This is a genomic window from Desulfitobacterium elongatum, assembly GCF_055378975.1.
This window is the reverse complement of record NZ_AP038772.1, coordinates 1,199,420-1,211,485: the sequence shown is the minus strand read 5'-3', so window position 1 is coordinate 1,211,485 and position 12,066 is coordinate 1,199,420. Positions and strand designations below refer to the sequence as shown.

Annotated in this window: 13 protein-coding genes; 1 reads left to right on the top strand and 12 read right to left on the bottom strand. The window is 40.7% G+C overall.

Annotation, left to right across the window (positions count from 1 at the left end):
• Window positions 1-90: 90 nt before the first annotated feature.
• From ACZ42W_RS05610 to ACZ42W_RS05580, 7 genes are all read right to left on the bottom strand, one after another.
• On the bottom strand, window positions 91-1,197 hold the full coding sequence (locus ACZ42W_RS05610; RefSeq protein ID WP_464170873.1) for an aldo/keto reductase: 1,107 nt from the start codon (window positions 1,195-1,197) through the stop codon (window positions 91-93).
• Window positions 1,198-1,225: 28 nt separating this feature from the next.
• Window positions 1,226-1,612 carry a MerR family transcriptional regulator gene (locus ACZ42W_RS05605; RefSeq protein ID WP_464169049.1) on the bottom strand — a complete coding sequence of 129 codons (387 nt, stop codon included), beginning with the start codon at window positions 1,610-1,612 and terminating at the stop codon, window positions 1,226-1,228.
• Between the two features lie 228 nt (window positions 1,613-1,840).
• Window positions 1,841-3,007 carry an iron-containing alcohol dehydrogenase gene (locus ACZ42W_RS05600; RefSeq protein ID WP_464169048.1) on the bottom strand — a complete coding sequence of 389 codons (1,167 nt, stop codon included), beginning with the start codon at window positions 3,005-3,007 and terminating at the stop codon, window positions 1,841-1,843.
• A 304-nt stretch (window positions 3,008-3,311) separates the two neighbouring features.
• A complete protein-coding gene (locus tag ACZ42W_RS05595) occupies window positions 3,312-4,469 on the bottom strand; it encodes an aldo/keto reductase (RefSeq protein WP_464169047.1) in 1,158 nt (385 codons plus the stop codon).
• Between the two features lie 398 nt (window positions 4,470-4,867).
• Window positions 4,868-5,086: a hypothetical protein gene (locus tag ACZ42W_RS05590; protein ID WP_464169045.1), complete on the bottom strand. Its 219-nt coding sequence runs from the start codon at window positions 5,084-5,086 to the stop codon at window positions 4,868-4,870.
• Between the two features lie 115 nt (window positions 5,087-5,201).
• Window positions 5,202-5,702 carry an N-acetyltransferase family protein gene (locus tag ACZ42W_RS05585; protein WP_464170872.1) on the bottom strand — a complete coding sequence of 167 codons (501 nt, stop codon included), beginning with the start codon at window positions 5,700-5,702 and terminating at the stop codon, window positions 5,202-5,204.
• Window positions 5,702-6,646 (bottom strand): pentapeptide repeat-containing protein, encoded by a 945-nt coding sequence (locus ACZ42W_RS05580; protein ID WP_464169043.1) that lies wholly within the window; start codon window positions 6,644-6,646, stop codon window positions 5,702-5,704. The genes ACZ42W_RS05585 and ACZ42W_RS05580 overlap by 1 nt, the downstream gene beginning before the upstream one ends.
• 284 nt (window positions 6,647-6,930) lie before the next feature.
• Between ACZ42W_RS05580 and ACZ42W_RS05575 the strand changes: the two genes are divergently transcribed.
• Window positions 6,931-7,215, top strand: coding sequence for a CGCGG family putative rSAM-modified RiPP protein (locus ACZ42W_RS05575; RefSeq protein WP_464169041.1), 285 nt, complete (start codon window positions 6,931-6,933; stop codon window positions 7,213-7,215).
• A 144-nt stretch (window positions 7,216-7,359) separates the two neighbouring features.
• Here ACZ42W_RS05575 and ACZ42W_RS05570 read toward each other — a convergent pair whose 3' ends face one another.
• The 5 genes from ACZ42W_RS05570 to ACZ42W_RS05550 form a co-directional block, all read right to left on the bottom strand.
• Complete coding sequence (locus ACZ42W_RS05570; protein ID WP_464169039.1) at window positions 7,360-8,265, bottom strand: ketopantoate reductase family protein; 906 nt, start codon at window positions 8,263-8,265, stop codon at window positions 7,360-7,362.
• Between the two features lie 90 nt (window positions 8,266-8,355).
• Complete coding sequence (locus ACZ42W_RS05565) at window positions 8,356-9,282, bottom strand: 1,4-dihydroxy-2-naphthoate polyprenyltransferase (RefSeq protein ID WP_464169038.1); 927 nt, start codon at window positions 9,280-9,282, stop codon at window positions 8,356-8,358.
• 217 nt (window positions 9,283-9,499) lie between these two features.
• Window positions 9,500-10,066, bottom strand: a complete 567-nt coding sequence (locus tag ACZ42W_RS05560) for a GDYXXLXY domain-containing protein (protein ID WP_464169037.1) — start codon at window positions 10,064-10,066, stop codon at window positions 9,500-9,502.
• Window positions 10,063-11,379, bottom strand: a complete 1,317-nt coding sequence (locus ACZ42W_RS05555; protein WP_464169036.1) for a DUF2157 domain-containing protein — start codon at window positions 11,377-11,379, stop codon at window positions 10,063-10,065. The genes ACZ42W_RS05560 and ACZ42W_RS05555 overlap by 4 nt, the downstream gene beginning before the upstream one ends.
• Before the next feature lie 15 nt (window positions 11,380-11,394).
• Entirely contained in the window at window positions 11,395-12,045 is a 651-nt protein-coding gene (locus ACZ42W_RS05550; RefSeq protein WP_464169035.1) for a hypothetical protein, read from the bottom strand.
• Window positions 12,046-12,066: the final 21 nt, after the last annotated feature.

The window sequence follows — 12,066 nt, the reverse complement described above, 5'->3', positions numbered from 1 at the left end:
ACTTGTATTATCCTCCATATTTTGAATTATCTCAACTTATCAAAATAATTATTCGTTTCCTGCATCCTACCGCGGATGGGGCATGAGAGTCTACGCATCAAAGACACTGGATACCTCTTCCAACCGCTCCACAATATCTATGTGCTGCGGGCAATGCTTTTCACACTGCTTACAACCGATACAGTCTGAGGCTTTCCCGAAGTCATGCGTTAAATTCGTATAATAAATCGCATGGGCGAACATTCCAAATTGTTTCTGGTTATTATACAGAGAAAAGTATTTTGGTATTGGTATCTTTTTGGGGCAGCCCTCCACGCAGTATTGGCAGGCGGTGCAGGGAATCGCAATACTGCTGTTAATAATCGCGGTAGCCTTTTTTATAATTTCTTTTTCTTCTGCCTTCAACGGCTTAACTTCCTGCATATAACTAATGTTGTCAACGACTTGGCCGTAATCGCTCATGCCGCTGAGCACCATGAAAACGTTATCCAAAGAAGCTGCAAAGCGGACCGCCCACGATGCTACGCTCATATCCGGGTGATAATCTTTAAATAATTTAGCCGCTTCCTCAGGTACGTTTGCAAGCGCGCCGCCTTTGACCGGCTCCATTACGATGACAGGCTTCTCATGCTTAATTGCTACTTCATAGCACTTACGGGATTCGATACTTTCATCATCCCAATCAATATAGTTGATTTGAAGCTGCACAAACTCCATCTCCGGATGTTCCGTAAGTATCCGGTCTAGCAGTTCTGCCTTGTCATGAAATGAGAACCCAATGTGTTTTACCTTGCCGTCTGCCTTTAAATTCTTCATAAATTCAAAACCACCATATTTTAAAGTAACGGCATAGTTCTTCACATCAAGGGCATGCAGCAGATAATAGTCAAAGTAAGTAACCCCACATCTTTCTAACTGCTCATCGAAAAATCGCAGGTAATCTTCGTTTTTAGTCACCAGAAAGGATGGCATCTTATCTGTGATTGTAAAGGATTCCCTTGGATGTCTTTCCACAAGCGCCCTTTTCGCTGCAACCTCACTCATTCCTTGATGGTATCGATATGCCGTATCAAAATAGGTAAATCCTTTTTCCAAATAATAATCGACCATTTTGTTCACAAGTTCCTGATTAATACTTTGTGGATTCCCTTGTTCCGATAATGGTAGACGCATCATACCGAATCCTAATTTTTTCATTAAAACTGCTTCATTTTTTTCCATAAAACTAATCCTCCGACCTGTTTAGGTCTTTTTCTTTTTCAAGCACCGACTGTTCGTAACTTTCGATTTTATAATTCAGGCGTTCTAGCGTTTTCTTCATATCTTCCATTTTTGCTATTAACTGCTTACGCTGCTCGGTCAAAAGTACTTTTCTGGCTCCAATCGTCGCATCACCCTGTTGAAACAGCCCAACATACTCAATTAATACTTCAATCGGAAGACCTGCATTTCTCATACATTTGATAAATTCGACCCACCTGCAGTCTTCTTCCGTATAATCCCTGATTCCGCTTTTATTGCGGTTCACATTCGGAATCAGTCCGATGCGTTCATAATAGCGGAGTGTATCCTGCGAAAGATCAAATTTTTTACTCACTTCTGCAATCGTCATACGATTTTACCTCCTCATATTTGATACCATAACACTTGGAGTTAACTCTAAGTCAAGAGTTTTTAAATAGTAGCACGTATCCATGCTACTATTTAAAATGACAGTGTCATTTGAGTCCGTTTTTCAAGAGCTCGACGGCAAGCTGTTTAGTCAGCATAACGTTCGCAAAACTATCTTATAGCCTGAAGAAACCTTACTGTGAGATAGGGTATGGGGTTCGGAAGAAAATTACAGTGATCCTTCAAGAATCTTTTGGCTAATATCCAATGTAAGATCCTGAGTTTCTGAGAGTGCAGTCATCCCATGAGCCTTCAGCTGTTCAACAATAACTGGTATTTTATCAGCTCCAACGCCATATTGAGACAGACGAGTTTTAACACCAAGGCTTTCAAAGAATTCTCTGGTTTTCTGAATGGCCAAGTCTACCTTTTCCTCTTCGCTGCCACTCTCTATATGCCATACTCGTTCTGCATATTGTAAAAGTTTAGCGCGTTTTTGTTCGCGTCTTACCTCGAGTAATGATGGCAATACAATCGCTAAAGTCTGTCCATGATCAATGCCTAATAATGCGGTGATTTCATGTCCGATCATATGAGTCGACCAATCCTGTGGAACCCCTGCACCGACTATCCCATTCAATGCAAGGGTAGCACTCCAAACATGATTAGCACGTGCATCATAATTTTCGGGTTCAGCTACTGTGGTTTCACCTATTTCAATCAATGTTTCTAAAATACCCTCAGCTATTCGATCCTGCAACTTACCATCCACAGGAAATGTGAGATATTGCTCAGTAGTATGCACAAATGCGTCAATCACTCCATTGGCAACCTGAGTCTTGGGAAGCGTAAAAGTAAGGGTCGGATCTAATATTGAAAATTTAGGAAAAGTTAACGGACTCATAACTGCATATTTCCCGTGCTCGTAACTTATCACAGCTCCGCTATTCGCTTCAGACCCAGTTGCTGGCAAAGTAAGCACCGTACCAATTGGAACTACTTTACCTACTACCTCAGAAGTAATAGGCGTAAAGCCGTACTTCAACAAATCACGCGAATCTCCTTTGTAAGAAGAAGCAAGTGTTATGAATTTAGTTCCGTCGATAACAGACCCTCCGCCAACAGCAAGCAAAAAATTAATATTCTCACTGCGTACAATTTCTGCAGCTTTTACCAAAGTTTCGTAGCGAGGATTTGGCTCTATACCGCCGAATTCATAAACTTGCCTGTTCCCAAGTACAGTTTTAACCTTGTCGATAAGACCACTTTTTTTAGCACTTCCACCCCCATAGGTTATTAAGACGGTGGCATCGGCTGGAACATACTGATCTATGCTCTCAAGTCTGTCCTTACCAAATAAAATACGTGTTGGGTTATAAAAATCAAAGTTAAACATAATAGAACCTCCCTATAATATTTTTGCATTTTCAGTATAGATCTTGGAGTGAACTCCAAGTCAAGTAGATTCAAGCAAATACTTAATAAAAATTACTTGAACAGTTTATGAAGCTATCCTAATTTTATCCAACCAATTCGTAACATCTTTTTCACTGTGGCCTAACCCGCTTCCTTCATGAATGCTCAAAACTCTGTTAACTTGGTTACACCCTAATCTACTTATTTACTATTTACTACACCGGTCTTTCGAGGCCGAGCAATCAGCATAACAACGACAACGAGAGCTAGCGTAAATCACACTGCTACTTCGAGCCAAAAAGTTTAACTGCTTGTTTCATTTTATCAATAATATCCACACCAAATGGACAGTTTTTTATACATAACCCACATTCTATGCACTCACTTGCTTGATGTTCTAATAAGCCATAATGATTCTTTAATGTTTCAGGAACATCTTCTTGAATTAATGCTAAATCTAAATATCTATTTACTGATGCAATATCTATCTCTTTCGAACATGGGGCGCAATGTCCACAATACATACAATGTCCGCTAAATGAACTTCTTGGAGCATTTGCAAGAACTTTACTGTAATCTTTTTCTTTATTACTTGCAGTGACATAGGCGGTTGCAGCAAGTATTTGATCCGTATTAGATACTCCAACCATTACTGAAGCAACTGCCGGTCTGGTTAAACAGTAATGTAAACATTGCACTGGGGTCAGTGCTTTCTCAAAGGGCGATTCTTTATCCCTTAGTAACACTCCAGCAGCATATCCTTTCATAACAGTTAATGCAACACCCGCATTTTGACACGTTCGGTATAGCTTATCACGTTTTGGATCAATCCCTCCATAAGTCCTATTTTTAAAAGTACTATCTTCAAATAGTAGGTCTACGTCCTCAATGGCTGGTAACATATCATAAGCAGCATTGATACTAAATAAAATGACATCAATTATTCCTGCTTCTACTGCTCTAAAAGCAATATCTGTATTATGTGTTGATATTCCTAAAGACTTTATAACTCCTTTTTCTTTTAATTCTTTTGCATATTCAATTATTTCTCCATTAAAGATGTTGTCAAAATCTTCTTGAACATCAACATAATGAATCATCCCTATATCCACATAGTCTAACTGCATTCTCGTTAAAAAGTCTTCATAGGCATGAACAACTTCATTAAAATCCCTGGTCCGTCGATATTGTCCTCTGTCCCAAGTAGTACATAGATGTCCTTCGATAACAAAGCTGCTTCGTGGATATTTACTTAATGCTTTGCCAACATTACTTCTAGCTTCCGGATTTGAATTATATATATCAAAAAAGTTAATACCTTCTCTGATTGCACAATCAATAATTGCTTCACAGTCTTCATAACTTTTATTTTCAAATCCTTCACCGCCAATACCAATGGCACTTACTTTAATTCCTGTTCTTCCCAAAATTCGATATTCCAATTCAACCGCCCCCTAACTATCTGAGTAAAGGAAGTTCTGCTTCAAACGTATCAGCAATATCCATAAAACATTTTGCAATCTTAATATGCTTTGGACAATGCTCCTAAATTCTTTCTTCCCGCTTATTTAACTTTATCACTTGGAGTAAACTCAAAGTCAATAGTTTAATTTCAACTGATTGATAAATCATACGAAACCCCTTTTACAAGATTATTTGCTGGTGTATCAGTTAAATTATTCCTATTAAAAAAGGGGCTCAGTCAAGCTGATACCCTATCGTCCAAGTTCGCATATAGATAAATGGCCCTCCGCATGAAACTCACGAGGAAGGCCATTTATCTATATTATTATGGATAACTGGAAGTTAGAATATTTAACAAATTCGAATTTTTTTCTGTTTAGTCCTCGCCCGATTCAATCTCTTCGATTGAATCAATAATATTGATATTAACAACGTCTCCGTCCGTAAGCGTAATAAAATATTCCGATTGAAGCTGACCCGCAAAACTTTGTTCAATGGCCTGTATGTCCTTTTCGGTTAAATATGCTTGACCCAAAAATCTCTCATCAGTTTCTGCCATTGTATAGACTGCGTATAGCTTTGACAAACTGCTCACCCTTTCCGAATAATTTTTTTTAAGAGTTATGACCTTTTCTTTACTGAATGCCCCAATAAACTAAGAAACTTCAAGGGCGTGATTGGCACGCTCTCATCTTCTAGTAATACCAAAATCAGTTTACTCCAACTATCTTACTTCTTCGTTCCAATAAAACTACATCGTGCCATCTTTCATTATTCATTTTAGCTATCTTTTCTCTGATACCAATTTCTCGAAATCCACACTTCTTATGCAACGATATGCTTGCAAGGTTTTCTTTTATAATTGCAGAGTACAACGTCCAAAATCCATTTTCTTCGGATAGTTTTACTAAATTTTGAAGAAGCGTTGTTCCTATTCCTTGCCCTTTATATTTTTCACCAATGTATAGACTAACCTCTAACACACCTTTATAGACACTTCTACTTGAGGTTGGGCTTAAAGCACACCAACCCAATACATCTTTGGCCGAACGTGCCACTAATCTGCATGAACTAATATGATTATTGTTCCAGTATTCCCAAGTAGGTACTTCTGTCTGAAATGTTGCCTTGCCTGTTTTAATACCTTCCAAATAAATATTAGCTACCTGTTCCCAATCCGAGAATGTCATCTCTTCAATTAGATAGTCCATCATCTTCTCTCCTTATTCAAGGGTTTCCCCAATTTATTATTTATAGTCCCCCAATGTGTTGGACGAAAGAGTTGCAAGGGTAACTTTGTATTACAATCACCCTTCGCAGTGTTAATTTGGGCTTGGGTGAGAAAGATACTATCTGTTAGATCTGCTCCTCTGAGATCAGCATCTCGCAAATCAGCCCCGATGAAATCAACACTACTTAAATCGGCTCCTCTGAGATCAGCCGCAATAAGGTAGGCTCCTCTCAAATTTTCTCCTCTCATATCGGTTCTTCTGAGGTCTGCGCCAATAAGGTTTAATCCTCGGCCTAGAGTCTTTTGATGCCTTGAAGGAGTCTTCTTTCCGTGACGAGCTTCGGCTCGTATAAGTTCACTGGTCTTCAGAAGTAGAGTGTTAACATCAGCTCGGGTCACTGCCACGTCCAGTTCCAGGAGTGAGCCGGGGCTGAGACGAGTGAGGCGCTCCGTCTCGCCGAGCTTGAATCTGAGCGCGTCATGGATAGGATGAGCTGGTTGTAGTGTCAGTGCTTCTGTCAGATACCAGAGTAGCTCATGGAGTTGCCGCATCATTAGGAACACCTTGAACATTTGCTTTGTGGATTCAGGAACTTCCCGCCAGTCGTGTCCACCAAAGCTGACTTGGGCAACCTTTTGCCCAGCACCAAAGCAGTCAAAAGCAATACACCCTTTTAGGCCTCGTTTCGCGAGGCTTTCGTGAACACAACAACGAAAGTCTGGTTGCAGGTTAATGCAAGGCTGACCTGCATCTTTGTCGATTGGGAAGCCTTCTGAAGCTGAAAAGTATAATGCGACACAGCACAAACCGAAACAGTTTTCACAGTCAGCTCGGAGATTGCGAAAACCGTTATCAGGTAAAAATACTAAAAGTTCGTGATTCTCGGGCAATATCATATTTCCTTTATTATATGGATATTTCATTTCTATCCACCTCATTTTTGCAAGACTTAATGAATAGGAAGTTGGTATCTCTCATAATTCGATCAATTATTTCTATTTCCTTTCAGGTGTTAACTAATAATAATGTAATACATTAAGTAATCGGGTAAAAAAGAAATTATTGTAATGGCCATTCTTTAAAAAATTTTAAAATACAGGTGAAGTATGATTAGAAACACAGTTTAATAGTATATCTAATGATACCATTTCCTATAGGAGCTAACAAAAGGGAAAGCACAAATCGCTTGTAGAGATGGGGTAAAGATATGAAAAAAGATCGATCTGTTGGTTTGGAGCATGGGGATTATCAAAATAATATTGAACTTGTCATCAAAGATGCAATTGAGGCTGTATCAGATACCGAGATAGGATATTACGTGAATATCGTAACTCCTGATTCTTTTGGTAATCCTATTGATTACTTAACAGATGTTTTAGAAAGCCAATTCGGAAAAGGAATTAAATATCAGTATGTAGATCAATGTGGCTGCGGTGGATATGTGCTTCGTGTTTGGAGGCTTGATACCAGTAAAAGTGATCCGACAGTTTGACGTAAAATCTAAAGAGTAATAGTTGCGATAATCACAGTCGAATTGGGTCGCAATAGTACTTCTGTAACTGCACAGCTAAACCCGCCTTAAGCGGGTTTCGTTGCATTTATTCACATGACATGTTTATTTAAATTTTATTAAAATTTATTTAAATGGGTGAAGTAAGGCATATATCGCGCGGGTACAGGGAGTCGCGATATTATGTTGCTTGGCCATATCAAGAACTGTTCCTTGGAGGCTATCTAATTCAAGGGGGAGTCCTTTTTCAAGGTCGCGATGCATCGAGGAGGTCATTTGTGGAGGAGTGTTATTGATTCGAACGATAATTTGCTCTAAAAAGTTTTCAGGAAGACTGATTTTGAGCGCTCTGGCTAGATTTGTGAGTTCTTCGACGATGTCTTTGATGAAAGCCATCATGACTGAATCCTTCTGTGACATCCCAATTGGGTTTCGGGTTGCAGTAGTTACTCCGCTTAATGTAACCAGAAACGCAAATTTCGCCCACATTTCAGAAAGGATCTCCCGACTCAATTTTACATTTACCCCACTCTTTAGAAGTAGCGCTTCAAGATCTTTGAGAAAGGTGGAATCCATATCCGTTAAAGGGCCAAAAACGATATCATGCATTGAACTCTTTTGGAGAATATCGCCATACTCATTCAGGGTCGATTCGATATAGCAAAGACCCCCAATAATCTGCTCACGCCCGAAGATAGAAACTAACCGATCAATATGCTCAACGCCATTCATAAGGGGTAAGATTTTCGCACCACGCTCGACTAGGATTGCAAGATCGGAAAGGGTCCCTTCAAGCTGGTAATTCTTCACAGCCAGTATCACTAAATCGGGATTCTCTACCTCTTCTGCCGATAGAACACACTGAGGTTGGAATGTGAAATCTCCGTGAACACTTTCGATGTGAAGTCCACGTTCCTTGAGCTGCTGATATCTCTGCTCACGGACTATAAAAGTCACAGGAATTCCTGCGCTTACCATTTTCCCCCCAAAGTATCCACCTACAGCTCCTGCCCCGATGACGACGACATTCATTAAAATAACCTTCTTTCTTCTCTTTACCTCGAAACTAGTTGTGACTTTTCCATGATTTTTGATACTTTATCGAGTTCAATCGTTCGATTTTCATAGTAGGTAGCTAATCAATAATCCTACGGCCATAAGTAAACCAAAGAAGGTATTCGTTTGTGATGTTGCTTTCATCGCGGGCATCATGGTAATCGGTTCCGTTTTACCAACAAAGCCTTTGGTCGCTTGAATCGCTTTCGGTATGCTGAGGAAGGCTAAGAGGATCCAAGGAGTTACGATTCCTGAAACGGCAAGTCCAACCAACCATAGATAGGAGAAAGCAAACATGATTCCAAGGAATTTCACTGCGTTTTTGGGTCCGAGCACGACTGGAATGGTCTTACGTCCATTTGCCTTATCTCCATCGTGATCACGGAGATTGTTACCTAGATTGATTAAGCCAACTAAGATACCACTGGGTATCGCAACGAAAATGGCTAAACTCGATACATAGCCCGTCTGAATAAAGAAGGCAATCAAAATAATCAAAAAACCCATGAATAAGCCTGAGAACAGTTCTCCGAGTGGAGTATAGGAAATCGGGAATGGGCCCCCTGTATAGAGGTAGCCCATTAGCATACAAAGTGAACCCACTGCAGCAAGCCACCAGGACGAAGCAGCGCAGATATAGATCCCTAATAAGAGGGAAATTCCATACATACTCAGAGCGAGTGTCATAATTAATTGGGGTGTCATGCCATGACGAACAATTCCACCACCAATACCCACTGATTTTTCTGTATCCAGCCCACGTTTATAATCATAGTATTCGTTGAAAAGGTTCGTAGCGGCTTGGATGAGAATGCTGGCCACCATCATGGCAGCAAAAAGTAAAAAATTCATCTTTCCCTCTAATAGGGCTAATACCGATCCAAGAAGAACGGGGACAAATGCAGCTGTCAAGGTATGTGGCCGAATTAATTCCCACCAAACTTTCCAAGAATGTTGACTCGGGAGTGGTTTATAATTGTATTGTAGGCTCATGCTTCTTCTCCTTTTACAGCTTACTACATCATGCGCAATTTTTAACCATTATATTTTATCATAAAAAGAACTAACTTATCATACTTGATCTAACATTAGGAACTTTTACAGTAGCTATTAAGTGCAAAATTAAAAAAAGGGATAATATGAGAAAGCAAAGACAAGAAGCCTTCCAAAACAGGTGCAGCTTCTTGTCATAAGAATAATCGATTTAGGTCTACTTCTCCTTCAGATAATCCTCAATAGAGCGTCCTGAGATATATACCTTTTCCATGACAGCATTCCCTTTGCTAATTCTGACTGTTACGTAAACGTCATTGGTATTCCCTCGAAAAAGAGTATTGAGTTCCTTCTCGGCCACTAAAGCCTGAGCCTCTGGCATATAATATCGGTCGAAAGGGATTTGCAGATAAACTTTCCCTGACCTTACGCTCGGATCCTCAGTATAGGCAATCTTCGTCTTAAAATAAGAGGGATTTGTAGGCCGATCGAAGCTTAATCCCGAAATTTTCGCATACCCTTGAGCATCATTTTCTAGTGTCACATAGACGCTTCTTCCCGCCTGGTACTTGCTTGTATCTTCGACCTGCACTTGGCGTTCTTCGATGTTGATACTGAGATAGCGTCCTATAAACGGATCATACGGATCGACGGGTGCCGCCTTAAACTTAAAGGGCTGACCCTCTTTCAGGGTTGTCTGGTGATCCTGGATCATCGATACCGGCACAGCCAATTGCAGAATCACCATGCCTATGAAGAGCACAATTTTCATCTTTTTCTTCATCGTACTCCCTCTTTCTGCCGTCGAACCAGCATGTTATTGACCAGCAAAAAGCCTAAACCTACGAGGATAAAAGCGATTCCCTTTTCGAGGAAACCCAGGCCACTGTCGAAGAAACGCAACACAATAAGAACTGCAAGGATAAGCATCCCGCCGTTCGTAAGTCCCAGACTATGACCTTTCAAACCACGCAGGACAATGAATATCCCTAGGATAAGCAGATAGGCATTAAAAATCAGGTCTGCTACTCCAATTCCCCTGAAGGATGAAATTAAAAATCCCACGATGGTGAGTGCTGGCAACACGGAGAAAATAAGACTTAGCCTATCTCGCCGTTTAAAGAGTTTAGAGAAGAGATAACCTGCACTTACCACCATCAAAGCCACTAAAATATAATCCTGAATTGCATTTGCGGCATTGTGATAAAAATCTTGTCCATAATATTTCCAACCTATCCCCTCCCACACTCCTTTATAGGAGAGGATGATGGATAGAATCAGAGACCCCACTAAGCCAATAATGAGAAGCGGATTCTGCCATCCAAATTCAGCGGGGTCAGAAAAAAGTCGGCCTAACAAGAAGAGTATAGTAAAATAGCCACCATAAACAATCATCCATAATCCGGGAAATTGATGTTCAAGGACAATTCCCAAAGAGATGCACAAACTCAAGGCAAGCGACCACACTAAGAATACCGAGGAATTTGAAACCTTATTGTTCTTGAATCTTCTATAGAGAAAACCACTGATTAAAGCTAGGAGTAACCAATAGAAGAAAGTATAACCCCCTGCTCCACGAGTAAATCCGGCCCAAGCGACAATACCAAAAATATAAAGAATCGCAGGTACTGTCGCATCCAAAAGATAGATGCCGGGTAGGGATAGCAGCAGCCAAGCCAAAACAAACTGAGGCGTATCGCTCGGAATGTGGTAAGTCTGACCGATCAAGGAAATAGAGGCACCTATTGCTAAAAAGAGAAAGGCGGCAGCCCCCTCTCTCCAGGCAAGAGAATCCTTCCCCTTGAAAACCACCCATCCTGCAAGCACCTGCGCGAGGATCAAGGGAAGCAGTGACAGAACCGTTCTGACGGCAATCGAGAAACTATCCCAGTTCTTAGCAAACACAAGGATAATTCCGCTCCCGATCAATACTGCCCCCAAGGTTCCAAAAATTGCGAGTGCAAGCTTCAACCCGTTGGTCTTCTCAGCCTCGCCGTAATAGGACTGGATTCTCGCTGCGGTGTCTTCATCAACCACGTCATTGGCGATCCACTTTGGTAGTTCTTCACGAAGCCATTGGATATTCCGTTCTTTCATAGAAGCCCCCCTCGTCTAATCTTCAGATTGGCACTTTGAAAAATATACAAATCCACCGCCAAGCGTCGTTGTATTGAACCATAACGCAAGGTCAATTCTCTTTATACGTCCTTCATCGAGAATATTTACAAAGGCACTACTTCCATCCTCAGTATATTCTAGTAAAATAATCGTCACCCAATGCCAGCGATCCAGATTTTTTTCCTCACCATTACATAAATTGAGGAAGGCTATCGGAGAATCATTTTTTAATGCCCCTTCTAAAAAGCTAATTATTTCTTTCAACTTAGGGCGCCGATACTTATCTTTTGGCACTTCACAAATGCGGTGTTCTAGATCTACCCCCTTCGATTTCGTGAAAGCCAGCATGGGCTCATATAACATCTTCAGAGTATTGACCCCTCTTATAGAGGGGGTAACATACTTCCACATCTCCTTCATGAGGGACACCCAATTTTCTTTGCTATGGGAACACTCCTCTGATTCGAGGTTAGATTCACTATGCGTAAGATAAAAGAAAATATTTGAAGCTGCAGAAGGACCGCATCCTGAAAGGCGTTGCCACGTTGTCGGATACCATGCTTGGTTACAGCCATAATAGGTCTTATGCTTACTTTCATCGATTACCTTGAACACAGCCAGATTAGCTATGGATTCTATGGACATATGCCACACCTCAGTTATAGT